This is a genomic window from Luteibacter sp. NPDC104163 (assembly GCF_055584245.1).
Genome location: NZ_JBVJMK010000017.1, coordinates 1 through 15,895 on the forward strand (window position 1 = coordinate 1; position 15,895 = coordinate 15,895).

A 15,895-nucleotide genomic window follows, 5' to 3' on the forward strand; every position below is an offset into this window, starting at 1 on the left:
CCCCCCCCCCCCCCCCCCCCCCCCCCCCCCCCCCCCCCCCCCCCCCCCCCCCCCCTCCCCCCCCCCCCCCCCCCCCCCCCCCCCCCCCCCCCACAACACGGGGGTCAGGGCTTGAGGTGCGTCAACAACGCCTCATGGAACCGCTCTGGCTCCTGCATCTGCGGCGCATGCCCGGCATCCGGGAACTGCACCAGCGTCGCATGCGGAATCGTTGCGGCCGCCTGGCGTGCCAGGTCCGGGTAGTGGCCGAGCGTGGCCTGTACCGCCGGTGGCGCCGCATCCTTGCCGATCGCGGTGATGTCCTTGTCGCCGATCATCAGCAGTGTCGGTACCTTGAGCTGGCTGAGCTCGTAGACGACGGGCTGGTTCAGGATCATGTCGTAGAGCAGGGCGGAGTTCCACGCGACCCGCTCACGTCCCGGTCCGCGGTACATGCCGGCCAGCATCTGCACGCTTGGCTCGTAGGCATCGCGCCATTGGCCGGCGAAGTAGGTGGCCTTTTCGTAGTTGCGGATCCGCTCATCCGTGGTCTTGAGCTCTCGCTCGTACCACTGGTCCACTGAAATCGGCGGGACACCCTTCGCGCGCCAGTCTTCCAGCCCGATGGGGTCGACGAGGACGAGTTGCTCGACCTGGCCCGGATAGGTGAGGGCATAGCGGATGCCGAGCATGCCGCCGGTCGAATGGCCCATCACCGTTGCCTTGTCGATGTGCAGCGAGTGGAGCAGGTCGTTCGTGTTCCGGGCGAGCTGGGCGAAGCTGAACTGGTACGCCGCCGGCTTGCTGGATTTGCAGAAGCCGATCTGGTCGATGGCAATGACCCGGAATCCTGCGTTCGCAAGGACGCCGATCGTGGGCGCCCACGTCGCCGAGCAGTAATTCTTACCGTGCAGCAGGACCACCGTGCGGCCATTCGCTTTTCCCGCGGCGGCAGGCACGTCCATGTACGCCATCTGCAGATCCTGGCGCTGCGAGTGGAAGGCGAAGCGCTGGACGGGGTAGGGGTAGTCGAAGCCTTCGAGCTCTGGGCCGTAGGTCGGTGCCTGCGCCGCGGCAGCCGAGGTGTCACTGGCTACGAAGAGGGCAAGGGCGGCCATGGCAAGCATTGCCAGCGATGGGCGAGGGAGGGTCATCGGGAGGGCTCGGGACAAGAGACCACCGAGTATCCCGCGGGACCGTGCCCGCGGCATGTGAACAGCAAGCTGATTCCGGATGCGATACTGGCGACGATCACACCCACCCCGCGAGCCCCTCATGCCCTCAGTCCCTCGTAAGTTCTCGCGCCTCGCCCTGGCGCTGGCTATGGTCCTCGCTGCTGGCGCCGCTTCCGCTCAGCAGGCGAATACCGACCAGACCCCACCGCCGCAGGACACGCCGTACGCCGGGACCATCGGGCTCAGCGTCAATGCCAGCGACGCGGCGCAGGGCATCTTCCGCGTCCATGAGTCCATTCCGGTGAAGGCCGGCACCGTGACGCTGCTTTACCCGCAGTGGATCCCGGGCGACCACTCCCCGACGGGGCCGATCGCGATGCTCGCAGGCCTGAAGGTGAGTGCCAACGGCAAGCCGCTCGCATGGGTACGCGACAAGTACAACGTCTACGCATTCCACGTCGATGTTCCGGACGGTGTGTCGTCGATCGATGCGGACTTCCAGTACCTGTCCGAGCGTGCTGACGACGCCAGCTTCGAGATCACCGACCGCATGATGTCCATGGAGTGGAGCAAGGTCGCGCTCTACCCGGCGGGCTACTACACGCGCGGCATCACGTTCGAGCCCAGCGTGACCCTGCCGCATGGCTGGCAGCTCGGCACCGCCCTGGAGACCGCCTCCACGTCGGGCGACACCACCCACTTCAAGCCGGTGACCTTCGACAACCTGGTCGACTCCCCCGTCTACGCCGGCCAGTACTTCAAGCGCGTCGCGCTGAACCCGGGCGACAAGGCGCCGGTATACCTGGACGTCGTGGCCGACGAACCGAAGTACCTGGAGATGACGCCGGAGCAGGTCGCGGTGCATCGCAACCTGGTGACGCAGGCGACGCGGCTGTTCGGCTCGCATCACTACGACCATTACGACTTCCTCTTTTCGCTATCGGACCAGCTGGCCGGCAACGGCACGGAGCACCACCAGTCCAGTGAAGACGGCCTGGGTGCCGATTATTTCACTGCATGGGCAGAAAACGGCTCGGAGCGTGACCTCCTTGCCCACGAGTACACACACTCGTGGAACGGCAAGTTCCATCGCCCTGCCGACCTGTGGACCCCGAACTTCAACGTGCCCATGGGTAACTCGCTGCTTTGGGTATACGAAGGCCAGACGCAGTACTGGGGCTTCGTGCTGACAGCGCGTGCCGGCATGTGGACGCCGCAGGAGTTCCGCGATGGCCTGGCCATGGTGGCCGCCAACTACGAGAAGAACCGCGAAGGTTTCCAGTGGCGATCGCTGGAGGACACGACCAACGATCCGATCGTCGCCCGCCGTTCGCCGCTGCCATTCCGTAGCTGGCAGATGAGCGAGGACTACTACAGCGGTGGTCAGATGATGTGGCTGGCGGTGGATGCCAAGCTGCGTAGCCTGACGCAAGACAAGCGGTCGCTGGATGATTTCGCGCGCGCCTTCTTCGGCGTCGAGAACGGCAGTTACGTGCCGAAGACCTACACGTTCGACGACGTGGTGGCAGCACTGGACGGCGTGGCCAAGTACGACTGGGCGAGCTTCCTCAAGGCACGCGCGTACAGCCTCAACCCGCCCCTGCAGGATGGCCTTGCGGGGACTGGCTGGAAGCTCGTGTACGACGATAAGGAAAGCGAGTTCGAGAAGGCGTATGACGGCCGCCCGGAAAGCTCGCGCCACCTGCTCAACTTCACCTGGTCGATCGGGCTGACTATCACCGGTACCGGCAAGGTCAACGACGTGCGCTGGGATGGCCCCGCGTTCAAGGCAGGCGTCAGCACGGGCGCGACGATCGTCGCGGTGAACGGCGCGGCCTATTCGAAGGATGCGCTGAAGGACGCGATCACCGCCGCGAAGGATGGCAAGGCGCCGATCGCTCTCACGCTGAAGTACCAGGGGCGCTACCAGACGATTCCCGTGGACTACCACGGCGGCCTGCAGTACCCGCATCTCGTGCGCGTCGACGGCACGCCGGACTACCTGAGCGAGATCATCGCGGCGAAGAAATAGCAGCAAGCGCTTTCGCTAGCGTGGCCGCGAGCAACGACGCGCCCATTCCGGGCGGCGCTGCCGCGGCCGCGCAGCGTGCGCCTGGGTCGGATCAGGTCGCAGCGACCATCGATGCCCCCTGCGATGCTCCAAACAGCGTGTTGATGCGCGCAACCTTCAGCAGGTTTGCGCTGATCGCCGTCGACGGGACGATACGCACGCCATCGGTTTCCTTCACGGCGAACTGGCTGCTCAGTTTCATGGCGCGGGTTTCATAGGCAAGACTGACCTGCGCCTTGATCACCTGGCCGGCGGCGACCAGCTCGATGCCGCCGATGCCTGGCTTGATGTTGATCTGTAGCTCGCCGCCCGCTGCCACGGGAATGCGGTCGATGGTGATGCGCAGATTGTCGTTGCCGGCCCCGAGGCGGTGCTGGACGACAAGGCTCAGGGTCTGGTCCCGCGTGCTCTTCACCACCAGCCGGCTGTTCTGGCTGCCAATGTCGGATACCGCGAAGCTGTGCAGCGCATTCGCTGCGGCATCTCCGGTAAGCAGGTACTGGCTGAGGCCGCTCTTGATGGCGTAAGTCATCCGTCCGCCGCGGAGGGACCTCGTGGTGTGGATGAAATTGCCCGATACCGCAGGGAACGGCGTGGCGCCCGCGCTGCCTGGCGCCTGCGCTGGACCGAGGATCTTCCGGAAGAGGTCGTCGCTGGCCAGATGGTAGATCAGGCGACCGTTATTGGCGGCGACAAAGTCCGGCTGCTTCGCGAACCGTTCGCGTACATCCGCAGGCGCTACCTGGCACAGGTATTCGCGCAGCGTCAGGCGTGTCCATTCGCTGCCATTGCGCTTGTTCGGCGGGGTGCGAGCGCTGATGACCCTGGGCGCGGAGCGCAGATGCACCTCGGACGTCAGGACACCGTGCGGCCGTGGGCGGCGCGGCTCATCCGGCGGGTTGGGTTTGTCGCGTGGTGGCCCGGCGCATTCGCGAACGTGGTTGAAGCCCTTGTACGAGACAAACTTGTTCGCGATCGACTTGCCTGCCTGCAGCCGGGCGACCGAATCCGCGCCGAACGCATCGAGGTCCACACCATGTTCATCCGTGAGGCTCTGGGTCTCTCCATCATCGCCAAGGATGATGATCACGCCGGTTAGCAGCAGCATGATCGCTTCGAATACGGGTGTCCTCGGCCGGGAATTCAGGAGGTCATAGGGCATGTAATGCATCCGACCGCCGCTCCACTCGCCACCGGAGTAGTCATAGATGCCGCTGTACGCGAACGTATTCTTGTCAGGGTAGACGCTGACTACACGCAAGGGGTCGCTACTCGTCGCTGTGGGATAGTTCGGATCGTGGATGCGGATTTCCCAGGGATACACCTGGTCATTCCACTCGACCGGCAACAGGACGTGCGGCGCGCCGCCGAAGTCGTAATTTTGCGCGACACACAGGACCGGGTCGCAACCGGCGTTCTTCGCGGCGCGCGTCGCCTTGAACACGGACACCGGATCGTGCGTCTTGCCGGAGAGGAACTCGCCCACGAACCACCAGATCGCGGGTGCGCCGACCTGGTACTGATGCTTGATGTTGAATTCGTTCTTTACCGGGTCCCATGTGTCGAACCGGTTCAACGGCAGCCGGAGGATGCTTCGGTGCTTCTTGCTATAGATCGCCGATAGCGACATGCCAAAGCAGTTGCCATGGCTGGCCAGGCCTTTCACGGCGGCGTAATAGAACGCCTTGGCGAGCCAGTCCGTCGGATCCCACGCCTCTGGATCTGAATCGACATCGCTGAACGCGCTGGCATATTGCTCGTAGGTCAGCGGATCGGTCCCGACATTCTTTACGCCCCACCATTTTTCGGCTTCCGTGAGCAGGGCTTCATCGACGCGGGGCGAAACGGACCAGGTGATCGCATTGATGTTGTCGAAGGAGCCGCTGTTGAAGAGGCCGGTCGGGTTGTCGCGCAGGCCCCATGCATTTGCCATCTCGAGGGTATACACGTACGTGCCGAGATGATCATCGTCATCCGGCCAGTCGCTGTCCCAGACATCGAGGGTCATGGTGATGATTCGCGCCGGCGAATTGGGCACGATGCCCGACGGTCCCAGGTCGAACGTGACGTTCGGCTCGTAGATGTTGTTGCCATCGGAGTCGCCGCTCGACGGCAGGCGCTGGGCGTGAATGACGTGCCCGTTATCTTCGATGGTGGCGTGCAGGTAGACATCGTTCTCCCCGCGTAGAAATCCCTCGGATTCCTTGGTGTCCAGCCGGCCCAGGTTGATATCGAACGCGGTACACACGATGGGCGCACCACCAAACCACAGGATGCTGCCGTTCTGGAAGGTGTTGTATCGGGCAGGCTGGCTGGCGCCAGGGATGTCCGTTTCGTCCGAGGTGGGAAAGCCCAGGCTGCCGGCGGGGCCCGTGAGGCTCGTGTAGGCATCGCGAATCGCACCATGGACTTCGAAGGCACCGGTGCCGGCGCTCCAGTAAATGGAGCAGCCTTCGAACTCGCTGGCCCGGCCGATCGCCAGGGTGCCGTTGAATACGTCGCCTTCGTTGCTGACCGGGAATCCCCAGGTCGCCGTGGCGCCCGTCGCCAGGAACTTCGCCAGGATCGCGCCGTGCACCTCGAAGGCCTTTGCGCCACCGTTCTTCAGGTACATCTGCGCACCCTGGAACACCTGTCGTTTGCCGCCGGATACCGCCGTGGCCACGGCGAGCGGGAGCCCAATGGCTGCGGCTTCGCCCATGCCCTCGTAATCCACCCAGATCTGTTCCAGTACGGGGATCGCGCCGGTTTTAGCATTCCAGTAGAGACCACCGCGCTGAAAGAGGTTCTTCCGGCCGCCGGGCACGGTGCAATCCATCTCGTCGGAAATGAGGTAGCCGAGGGCGATGCGGTTCGGCATGGCCCAGTACGCTGCCAGGATCGCGCCGTGCATCTCGAACGCCTGGCCATTCACGTCGTGGTACAGCAGCATGCCGCCAGTGAATTCCTGTATCCAGCACAGGCTGGGGAAGTCGTAGTAGAACTCACCCGTGATGGCGCCGAAGGCGAGAGAACCCTTGATCGCTTCCTGTTTGTACGTCAGGTGCCACTGGGGGCTCGAACGCCGTTCATCGAGCTGTGATTCCAGTTCGATCGGCATGTCGGCCAGTAGCTGGAGAGCAGCCATGGTGCCGACGAATGCCTGGCCGGAGCCGCCAGCCGCAACGCCGGCGAACAAGGTGTCATCCGCGCCCGTCGACAATGCGCCCGCCGGAAACGCGTGCACGGAATAGATCGTGCCGTCGACGAAGGTGGCGAGCGTGTCCGTGTCGTAGGCGAGATCCACGGCGTACCACTGGCCGGATTGCAGCTTCAGCAGGTACTGGGTGGAAGCGCTGCCAGTGCCGGAGGCCTGCGTGGTCACGGATGAGACAAGATGAAAGTCACTGCCATCGGAGCCAGGGTCGACGCAAAGCGTGAAGGGCAGGGCGGCGGACGCGATGAGCACCTGTCGGCTCGTTACGGTGGCATCCACCTTGATCACCGTACGCACGCAGAATTTCGTCCGGTCTAGCTGGGCCAGGGGCAGCGACACCTCGAGGGAGTCGCTTCCATCGAACGCCAGTGCGCTGGTGAACGTACCTAGCGATGTGGCACCGGGTCCGGCGACGACACTGCAACCTGTCACGTTGGCTGGCAGCGAGGCATCGGGGTTGGCAGGTGTAAGGCTGTCCAACACGTAGTCGATGATCTTCTGGCTCATGACACGGTGCTCCTCATTCGCCCCCTTTACGGGCGGCGATCGGGGAATCTACGCCGGGCCTGCACGCATCGGCCATTGGCGAAACGGCCTAGCGGCCTCGGTGTAAGCCAGAGGTTTTACGAAATATGCCTAGGAAATTGCGGATGCGTCGCTATCTGGACGTGAAATCTTTCGAAGCCAAACTTGGAAGTTTGCCTTGTAATCGTCATGCGGCGGGCCTAGATTGGAGGCATGCCCAAGAACAGCCCGTCGCCCGTCGATATCGCCGCCAGTGACCTGCTCACCGCGTGCGGCCTGCTGGTCCGCCGCGTGCGTGCCGAGTCCAACAATCTCGGCCTGACCTGGTCTCAGGCGGCAGTGTTGGGCCGCCTCGAGATGAGCGGGCCGCTTTCCACCGCCGACCTCGCGCGTGCCGAAGCGGTCAAGCCGCAATCGATGGGCGTGACCCTCGCGACGATGGAGCAGGAAGGCCTGGTGGCGCGTGAGCCACATCCGTCGGATGGGCGGCAGTTCCTCTACGGGCTGACGGCGGAAGGCATCGAAGCGCGCCGGCGCGTGAAGGCAGCGAAGCATGCATGGCTGGCCGAGGCGATCTCGCGGCTTTCCCCGCATGATCGCGATGACCTCGCCGTGGCGGCGCGGGTGATCCGCAACCTGGCGGAGACGAGCACGCAGGACGCACCGTGAGCCCCGCGGCCGACGGCCGCGCCGTGGCCGGCAAGCCCTTCGGCGTACGGTTCGTGCTGCCCATCGCGCTGGGCTCGTGCCTGAACCCGATCAACTCCACGATGATCGCGACAGCGCTTGTCCCGATCGCCGCGGAGTTCCACGCCGGTGTCGCGCAGACAGGTTGGCTGATCGCCGCGCTTTATCTTTGCTGCGCGGTGGCACAGCCGACGCTGGGTCGCATTGCCGACCTTGTCGGTGCGCGCCGTGTCTACCTCGTCTCGCTGGTGCTGGTGATGATCGCGGGCATCGCTGGGCGTATCGCCCCTTCGCTGGGCTGGCTAGTGGGTGTGCGCGTGTTGCTGGGCATCGGTACCTCGGGGGCTTATCCGTCGGCGATGCGCCTGTTCCGCGAACGGGCGGATGCGACGGGAAGTCCGCCGCCCCGCACCGCCATGGGCGTGCTTTCGCTGATGGGCGTGGCGACGTCGGCCGTAGGGCCGGTGCTCGGAGGCGTGCTCACGGGCATGTTTGGCTGGCATGCGATCTTCACGGTAAACGTGCCGCTGGCCCTGGTTACGTTCGTTCTCGTGTTCGCGTGGATACCGAAGGATGCACCGCGCCACGCTCGTCGCAGTCTATGGCGCGAACTCGACCTGCCAGGCATTGCGTTGTTTTCCGGGTCACTGCTGGCGCTGATGGTATTCCTGTTGGATATCGACCATCCGCAGTGGCTGGCGCTTCCCATCGCGGCGGTGCTCGGTGTGCTGCTTGCGTGGCACTCGCTACGCCGTGCCGATCCCTTCATCGACCTGCGCATGCTGGGGAGGCACCTGCCACTGAGCGTGACTTACCTGCGCGCCGCGCTGGCCTTTACCGTCGTGTACTGCATCTTCTATGGCTTCGCGCAGTGGGTGGAGGGCGCGGGTGGCTATTCCGCGGCGCAGGCGGGTATCGCCACCGTGCCGCTTTCGATTCTCGCTGGTGTCGCGTCGATCGCCGGTGCGCGAACGCGTGGCCTACGCGGTCCGTTTCTACTGGCGTTCGGCTGCTCGGTCGTCGGCGGCATCGCGTTGCTGTCGATCCACGCGACATCGCCGCTTTGGCTGATGGCAGCGGCTGTCGCCCTGTTCGGTGTGCCGCAGGGCCTCGTGTCCGTGACGACGCAAGCGACCGTCTATGTCCAGGCACCGGCCGGGCAGATGGGCACGGCGTCGGGCCTGCAGCGCACGTTTTCCTATGTGGGCGCCATGGCGGCCACCGTCGTCATCGGCCTTTGCTACGGCCACCAGCCCACCGACCAGGGGCTGCATACGCTGGCCCTGGTGATGGCCGCGGTCTCGGGCCTGTTGCTTGTCGCCACGATCTTCGACCGCACGCTGCCGCGTGCGGATGAGCTTTCCACCTCCCACCCCTGAAGGAATTCCCCATGGCACTCACCCAGCTCGACGCCAACGCGGCGCTGATCGTCATCGACCTGCAGCACGGCATCATCAACCTGCCGGTCGCTGCACCCGCGGGCCCGATCGTGGACAAGGCGGCATCGATCGCACGTGCGTTCCGCCAGGGCGGCCGGCCGGTCGTTCTCGTCAACGTCGATGCCGCCGCGCCGGGCCGCACCGATAGCGGCGTCCCCCAGATCCCGCAGGATCCCGCGTTCAAGGCATTCGATCCGCGCCTCGAGCAGGCACCCTCTGACTACGTGGTGACGAAGAAGCGCTGGGGTGCGTTCCAGACCACCGATCTCGACTCGTGGCTGCGCAGCAAGAACGTGGAGCAGGTCGTGATCCTCGGCATCGCCACCAGCATCGGCGTGGAATCCACCGCGCGCTTCGCCAGCGAACTCGGCTACAACGTGGTGCTCGTCACCGACGCCATGACCGACCTGAAAGCGGATGCGCACGAGAACAGCGTGAAGAACATCTTCCCGCGCCTCGGCGAAACCACCACGACGGAAGAGATCCTCGCCAGGCTGGGCTAACCGTCCGTTGTAGGAGCGCGCTGTGGGAGCGCGCTGTGGGAGCGTGCTTGCACGCGATGGGTGCTCGCGCCATCCCCATCGCGCGCAAGCGCGCTCCCACAGAAGAGCGCTAGCTAGCGTGGCCGGTGTCGTCGTCGGTTGCCAGGCCCAGGCCCGCACCGGCGCCTGCGCCAGCGGCCATGCCACCACCAAAGCCGAGGCCGCCACCCATGCCTCCGCCACCACCACCGCCGCCTTTCCCACCACCGCCACCGCCGCCACCACCATCGCCTTTGTTCCCACCGCCCTTGCCACCCTGGCCGGTGACGCGGGCAGGGCCTTGCTTCGGAATCACGACGCTACGCGGGATCGGGTCGAGGTCGAGCACTTCGCGAATGAAATCGCGCAGGGACACCACGAGTTCGTCGGTGTGCACGGTGCGCCCGGCAACGAGTTCATTGGCCGCGTGTGCGGCGAGTTCCACCTGCTTCTCCGTGCCGAGCAGCACGATGTCGGAGAGCGCAGCCTCCACGGCGTCGCGGACGCGACGTGCACGGTCGTTGCCGGTCGCCGCGGCGAGCAGTAGCGCAGCGGCGGGATCCGCCTCGCCCTGTTCGCGCAGCTGCCGCAGGTGCGTGGGATCGACGGCAAGGTTGCCGGTGAACGATCCACCCAATGTCTTGTAGGCCGCGATCAGGGTGCGCAATCGCTCGTTGATCTGCCGGTTTGCCCGCTCCCTCCGCTGCTGCACCACCTGCATCGCCAGCAAGCGTATGCCGACGCCGATGAGCGTGATGATCGCCAGGCCAAGGAACGTCGAGAGCAGGGCCTGCCAGGAACTGAAGTCGAGGTTGCGCATGGCGGGCATCCTGTCGGCAGCGTCGCGAAGGGGGTGTGAGCCACCCCGAGGTATCGCGAGGATACCGTCAGCTTCGCGCCGGCAGGCAGCCCAGACCACGCAAGGTCTCCTCCACCGCATCCTCGAGCGGCGTATGCGGCTCACGCCCCAGGATGCCTAGCAGCCCGTCATTGGCCATGCGCACGGGCCGCTGCCACAGGTAGCGCATCTCCATCAGTTCGCGGATCGTCGGCTGGAACGGTGCGATCAACCGCATCATCCACCAGGGGAACGGCTTGATCGTCGCCGCCTGCCCGTGCCGCGCGACCACCCGCTGGATCGTCGTGACCATCGCCGTTCCGTCGCTGTCCCAGTGGCCTGCCATGTTCACCCGGCAGAACGGCGGAAGGGTGTCGCGCCGCTCCAGCAGCGCGAGCATCGTGCGCGCCACATCGGGCAGGTACGCCCATTGATGGCCGACGCCGCGACGCGCCGGCGAGCGGATGGTGCGTACCGGTTTGCCCGGCACGACAAGGCCCTGGGAAAACCAGCTGCTGCCCGCGTGCGGGCCGAAGAAATCACCCGCCCTCACGACGATGGCGCGGGCGCCCCGCTTCGTCGCATCGCGCAGGCGCGCTTCGAGTTCCGCGCGGATGGCGCCTTTGCGAGTCACCGGATGCTGCGGAGAATCATCGTTAATCAGCGGGAACGCATCGGGGCCGAAGTTGTAGACGGTGCCCGGCAGCACCACGGTCGCTTTCTCGGCGGTGGCGGCGGCGAGGGTGCTGTCCAGCATGGGAAGCACCGTGCCAGCCCAGTTCCGGTAACCCGGTGGATTCACCGCATGCACGATGACGGCGACGCCCCTGGCCGCCTTCGCGACATCACCTGCCTGCATGACGTCGCCCTGGATCCACTGGATGCCCTCGGCGGCGCTGGCCCGTGCCGCCTCCGTGGCGGTCCGGCGGGTGAGCGCTCGCACCTGCCATCCCGCGGCGAGCAGCTGGCGGGCCACTTCGCCGCCAATGCCGCCGGTGGCACCGAGCACGAGGGCGGTTTTGTCGCGGGCTGTTTCGGTAAGGCTCATGGTTTCGTTCCTAAGGGCGGCGAGGGACTCAGTGTCGGTCGCCGCACGTTGCAAAGGAATTAGCGATCTCTAGGTACCTGCTATACATTTATGTATGGCCGATGACATCAACTGGGAGCTCTACCGCACCTTCCTCGCTGTGCTGCGCGAGGGCTCGCTGTCGGGCGCCGCGCGGCGGCTGGGCATCACCCAGCCCACCGTCGGGCGACACGTCGATGCCCTCGAGGAAGTCTTCGGGCAGCGGCTTTTCACGCGCACCCAGACGGGCCTGATGGCCACCGATGCCGCCCGTGCCCTGCAGGGTGATGCGGAATCCATGGAACGCATGGCGGCAGCGCTCCGGCGCGCGGGCACGGGCTATAGGGAAGGGCAGGTGAGCGGCACCGTCCGCGTCTCCGCCAGCGAGGTGGTCGGCGTGGAGGTACTGCCGCCCACGCTCGCGGCCCTGCGCCAGGCGTGGCCGGCACTGCGCATCGAGCTGGTCGCCACCAACGCCGTGCAGGACCTCCTCCAGCGCGAGGTGGATATCGCTGTGCGCATGGCGCCGCCGACGCAGGATGCGCTCGTCGCGCGCCACGTCGGCAACGTGGAAATCGGCTTGTTCGCCCACGAGGACTACCTCGCACGCGCGGGCGCGCCCGTGCGCGCTGACGACCTCCGGGAGCACGCGCTCATCGGCTACGACCGGGAAACCCCGTTCCTGCGCGCTGCAAGCAAAAACTGGCCGCATTGGCGACGCGATGCCTTTTCGTTCCGGGCGGACAGTGATCTCGTCCAGCTCGCCCTGGTTCGCGCCGGCGCAGGTATCGGTGGCTGCCAGGTGCCGATCGCCGGGCGCGACGCGCGGCTCAGGCGGGTCCTGCCGGAGGTCGCCTTCCCCCTGCCCACCTGGATCGCAATGCACGGCGACCTGCGCGGCAGCCAGCGGCACAAGGTCGTTTTCGATGCCCTCGCGGCCTGCCTGCAGGCCCATGTGCGACCCTTGCCGCAGGCATGAACCCGGGCCGCACCCATGGCATACAATGACCAACTACCCCCGCGGTAGCGCGTCCCCACGCGCGACAACCCATGGGGGCGCTCCCGGCACCCACGCGACACCCACGACTTAGGCCGCCCATGCTCCTGATGATCGACAACTACGACTCGTTCACCTTCAACCTCGTCCAGTACCTTGGCGAGCTGGGGCAGGAAGTGAAGGTGGTGCGCAACGATGCGCTGACGGTGGCCGACATCCGCGCGCTGAAGCCCTCGCGGATCATGATTTCGCCGGGGCCGGGCACGCCGGATGACTCGGGCGTCTCCATCGATATCCTCAAGGAGCTGGCCGGCGAGCTGCCGATCTTCGGCGTCTGCCTCGGTCACCAGGCCATCGGCCAGGTGTTCGGGGGCAAGGTGATCCGGGCGCGCGAGATCATGCATGGCAAGACTTCCCCGGTGAAGCACCTGGGCAAGGGCGTGTTCGCCGGCCTGCCCAATCCGTTCGAAGCTACGCGTTACCACTCGCTCGTCGTGGAAAAGGATTCGGTGCCCGACTGCCTCGAAGTCACCGCATGGACGGAACGCGAAGATGGCTCCATCGACGAGATCATGGGCCTGCGTCACCGCACGCTCGAGATCGAAGGCGTGCAGTTCCACCCCGAATCGATCCTGACCCAGCACGGCCACGACCTGCTGCGTAACTTCCTCGGCATGCCGCTGCCGCTCGCTGCCTGATCCACCGTCCGGGACGTTCCATGCCGATTACTCCTTCCGAGGCGCTGCAGCGCACGATCGAACACCGCGAGATCTTCCATGACGAGATGATCGAGCTCATGCACCAGATCATGCGTGGTGACGTGAGCCCGCTCATGACCGCGGCGATCCTCACCGGCCTGCGCGTGAAGAAGGAGACGGTGGGCGAGATCACCGGCGCGGCGCGGGTCATGCGCGACCTGTCGGCGAAAGTCGAAGTGAATCCGCATCCGCACTTCCTCGATATCGTCGGCACCGGCGGCGACGGCGCATCGTCGTTCAACATCTCGACCGCCTCGATGTTCGTGGCCGCCGCCGCGGGCGCGCGCGTCGCGAAGCACGGCGGCCGCAGCGTGTCGTCGAAATCGGGGAGCGCCGATGTCCTCGAAGCGCTGGGCGCGCGGATCGAGCTGCTGCCCGCCCAGGTGGCCGTGTGCATGGAAGAGGTCGACATCGGCTTCATGTTCGCCCCGAACCACCATCCGGCCATGAAGGTGGTCTCGCCGGTACGCCGCGAAATGGGCGTCCGGACGATCTTCAACATCCTGGGACCGCTGACGAACCCGGCCGGGGCCCCGAATATCCTCATGGGCGTGTTCCATCCGGACCTCGTTGGTATCCAGATCCGCGTTCTCCAGGCCCTGGGCGCGAACCACGCCATGGTGGTCTGGGGCCGCGATGGCATGGACGAGATTTCGCTCGGCGCGGCGACCCTGGTGGGCGAGCTGCGCAACGGCAAGGTCACGGAATATGAGGTCGAGCCGGAAGATTTCGGCCTCTCGATGGCCTCCAGCCGTAATCTCCGCGTGGAAAATGCGGAAGAATCAAAGGCCATGCTGCTGGATGCGATTTCCGGCGTCCCCGGCGTGCCCCATGACATCGTCTGCCTGAACGCGGGTGCCGCCCTGTACACCGCTGACGTGGCTCCCAGCATCCAGGCAGGCATCGACCTGGCCCGCGCCACCATCGCAAGCGGCGCCGCTCGTGCAAAAATGGATGCGTTCGTGGCCGCGACGCAGCGGCTTGGCGCCTGATATCGTCGGGGTATCCCCACCCCCGCCTCACTCCAGGAAGCGACACCGATGCCCGACATCCTCCACCGTATCCTCGACCGCAAGGTAGAAGAGATCGCCGAGCGCAGCCGCAAGCGCACGATGGACGACCTTGCCGCGCAGATTGCCGACCTCGGGGAGACCCGCGGATTCGTGGCCGCGATCGATGCGCGGCTGTATGAGAACAAGCCTGCCGTCATCGCCGAGGTCAAGAAGGCCAGTCCGTCGAAGGGGCTGATCCGTCCTGATTTCGACCCGGCGGCCATCGCCCGCAGCTACGAAGCCGGCGGCGCCACCTGTCTTTCCGTCCTCACCGATGCGGACTTCTTCCAGGGCCACGAGGATTACCTCCGCCAGGCCCGCGAGGCGTGCAACCTGCCGATCCTCCGCAAGGACTTCATCATCGATGAGTACCAGGTGTACGAGGCCCGCGTGATCGGTGCCGACTGCATCCTGCTCATCGTCTCCGCCTTCGGTTCGAAGGAGAGCGATGGCGACACCATCTACGATGAAAGCCGCCTCACCGAGCTCTCGCTGCTGGCGGCCGAGCTGGATCTCGATGTCCTGGTGGAAGTGCACAACGAGGAAGAACTCGAGATCGCGCTGGGCATGCCCGCGCCGCTGATCGGCGTGAACAACCGCAACCTGCGCACGTTCGAGACCTCGCTGGGTACCTCGCTGAAGCTGAAGGACCGCGTGGGTCCGGATACCGCGATCGTCGCGGAATCGGGCATCCACACGCCGGAAGACGTGCGCACGCTTCGCGAGAAGGGCATCCACACCTTCCTCGTCGGCGAGGCGTTCATGCGCGCCGCGGATCCGGGCGCGGAACTACAGAAGCTGTTCGGCACGCACGCGCCGACCCACCCGCACAAGCACTGAGCAAGCATGGAACAGGGGCATGAGCCGGAGGTGCCTGGCACCTCCGCCGACGCACGACGCGTCGTGTTGTTCGATTTCGATGGCGTGATCGTGCGCCACCAGACGCTGGAACTCTTCTTCCGCGAGCGCCTCTCCGGTTTCGGCCGCTGGCGCCTGTTGCTCGCGCTTCCGTGGCTCCCCGTGCTGCCGTTCATGCTGCGCAGCGCGGCGGGCACGCGGATCCTCGGGCGCGTCTTCCTCCGCGTGATCACCTTCGGCCGTACCGAGGCGAACTACAAGCGCCTGCTGACGGCGTTCGGGCGTACCTATGCGCGACGCCCCGGTGTCTTCGTGCGCGATGGCGTGGCCACCCTGCGCCGGCACGTGGAAGCTGGCGATCGCGTGCTCATCGTGACCGGCAACGACGGCACCCTGGTGCAGACGATCCTCGACGAGGTGGACCTGCGCGGCGTCGAACTCCTTGCATCGCGCGTGCGCGGCGGCCTGTTCGGCGTTCACTTCGTGCAGCACAACGTCGACGGGATGAAGGTGAAGGCTGTCGAACGCGCCGGCATCGCCCGACCCTGGGCCATCGCCTACGGCGACTCGGTCTCCGACCTCGCCATGCTCAAGGCCGCCGACGCGGCGAAGCTGGTAAACCCCAGCAACCGGACGCTGAAAAAGATGCGCAAGCCCCTAGGCGAAAAGCTCGAGATCCTCGGCTGGTACTGAGGGATCCCACGCTCCCGCGCCCTTGTGGGAGCGCGCTCGC

13 protein-coding genes are annotated in these 15,895 nt (G+C 65.8%); 9 read left to right on the forward strand and 4 right to left on the reverse strand.

The features are described 5' to 3' along the window. Nucleotides 1-104: 104 nt before the first annotated feature. A complete protein-coding gene (locus tag ACZ6YI_RS17270) occupies nucleotides 105-1,133 on the reverse strand; it encodes an alpha/beta fold hydrolase (protein ID WP_465779742.1) in 1,029 nt (342 codons plus the stop codon). Between the two features lie 121 nt (nucleotides 1,134-1,254). Here ACZ6YI_RS17270 and ACZ6YI_RS17275 point away from each other — a divergent pair, with 121 nt between their 5' ends. Beyond that, a complete protein-coding gene (locus tag ACZ6YI_RS17275; RefSeq protein WP_465779743.1) occupies nucleotides 1,255-3,186 on the forward strand; it encodes a M61 family metallopeptidase in 1,932 nt (643 codons plus the stop codon). Between the two features lie 91 nt (nucleotides 3,187-3,277). Here the strand turns inward: ACZ6YI_RS17275 and ACZ6YI_RS17280 are convergent, their stop codons facing one another. Next, nucleotides 3,278-6,928: a LamG-like jellyroll fold domain-containing protein gene (locus tag ACZ6YI_RS17280; RefSeq protein WP_465779744.1), complete on the reverse strand. Its 3,651-nt coding sequence runs from the start codon at nucleotides 6,926-6,928 to the stop codon at nucleotides 3,278-3,280. 231 nt (nucleotides 6,929-7,159) lie between these two features. Between ACZ6YI_RS17280 and ACZ6YI_RS17285 the strand changes: the two genes are divergently transcribed. From ACZ6YI_RS17285 to ACZ6YI_RS17295, 3 genes are read left to right on the forward strand one after another with little or no spacing between them, the layout of a single operon-like run. Further along, nucleotides 7,160-7,615, forward strand: a complete 456-nt coding sequence (locus ACZ6YI_RS17285) for a MarR family winged helix-turn-helix transcriptional regulator (protein WP_465779745.1) — start codon at nucleotides 7,160-7,162, stop codon at nucleotides 7,613-7,615. Further along, complete coding sequence (locus ACZ6YI_RS17290) at nucleotides 7,612-9,012, forward strand: MFS transporter (RefSeq protein WP_465779746.1); 1,401 nt, start codon at nucleotides 7,612-7,614, stop codon at nucleotides 9,010-9,012. Before ACZ6YI_RS17285 ends, ACZ6YI_RS17290 begins: the two co-directional genes overlap by 4 nt. A gap of 11 nt (nucleotides 9,013-9,023) precedes the next feature. After that, the gene (locus tag ACZ6YI_RS17295; RefSeq protein ID WP_465779747.1) at nucleotides 9,024-9,575 is read left to right on the forward strand and encodes an isochorismatase family protein; all 552 of its coding nucleotides are present in this window, start codon (nucleotides 9,024-9,026) and stop codon (nucleotides 9,573-9,575) included. Nucleotides 9,576-9,684: 109 nt separating this feature from the next. Here the strand turns inward: ACZ6YI_RS17295 and ACZ6YI_RS17300 are convergent, their stop codons facing one another. Further along, nucleotides 9,685-10,413 (reverse strand): hypothetical protein, encoded by a 729-nt coding sequence (locus ACZ6YI_RS17300; RefSeq protein WP_465779748.1) that lies wholly within the window; start codon nucleotides 10,411-10,413, stop codon nucleotides 9,685-9,687. 67 nt (nucleotides 10,414-10,480) lie between these two features. Further along, complete coding sequence (locus ACZ6YI_RS17305) at nucleotides 10,481-11,479, reverse strand: SDR family NAD(P)-dependent oxidoreductase (protein ID WP_465779749.1); 999 nt, start codon at nucleotides 11,477-11,479, stop codon at nucleotides 10,481-10,483. Nucleotides 11,480-11,573: 94 nt separating this feature from the next. Here ACZ6YI_RS17305 and ACZ6YI_RS17310 point away from each other — a divergent pair, with 94 nt between their 5' ends. The 5 genes from ACZ6YI_RS17310 to ACZ6YI_RS17330 all read left to right on the forward strand — a co-directional run bounded on the left by ACZ6YI_RS17310 (nucleotide 11,574) and on the right by ACZ6YI_RS17330 (nucleotide 15,855). After that, entirely contained in the window at nucleotides 11,574-12,476 is a 903-nt protein-coding gene (locus ACZ6YI_RS17310) for a LysR family transcriptional regulator (protein WP_465779750.1), read from the forward strand. A 119-nt stretch (nucleotides 12,477-12,595) separates the two neighbouring features. Next, nucleotides 12,596-13,192 carry an anthranilate synthase component II gene (locus ACZ6YI_RS17315; protein WP_465779751.1) on the forward strand — a complete coding sequence of 199 codons (597 nt, stop codon included), beginning with the start codon at nucleotides 12,596-12,598 and terminating at the stop codon, nucleotides 13,190-13,192. Nucleotides 13,193-13,212: 20 nt separating this feature from the next. Then, on the forward strand, nucleotides 13,213-14,244 hold the full coding sequence (gene trpD / locus ACZ6YI_RS17320) for an anthranilate phosphoribosyltransferase (protein ID WP_465779752.1): 1,032 nt from the start codon (nucleotides 13,213-13,215) through the stop codon (nucleotides 14,242-14,244). Between the two features lie 48 nt (nucleotides 14,245-14,292). Further along, nucleotides 14,293-15,144: an indole-3-glycerol phosphate synthase TrpC gene (trpC, locus tag ACZ6YI_RS17325; RefSeq protein ID WP_440327357.1), complete on the forward strand. Its 852-nt coding sequence runs from the start codon at nucleotides 14,293-14,295 to the stop codon at nucleotides 15,142-15,144. 6 nt (nucleotides 15,145-15,150) lie between these two features. Then, nucleotides 15,151-15,855 carry a haloacid dehalogenase-like hydrolase gene (locus ACZ6YI_RS17330; protein WP_465779753.1) on the forward strand — a complete coding sequence of 235 codons (705 nt, stop codon included), beginning with the start codon at nucleotides 15,151-15,153 and terminating at the stop codon, nucleotides 15,853-15,855. The last annotated feature ends 40 nt before the right edge of the window (nucleotides 15,856-15,895 follow it).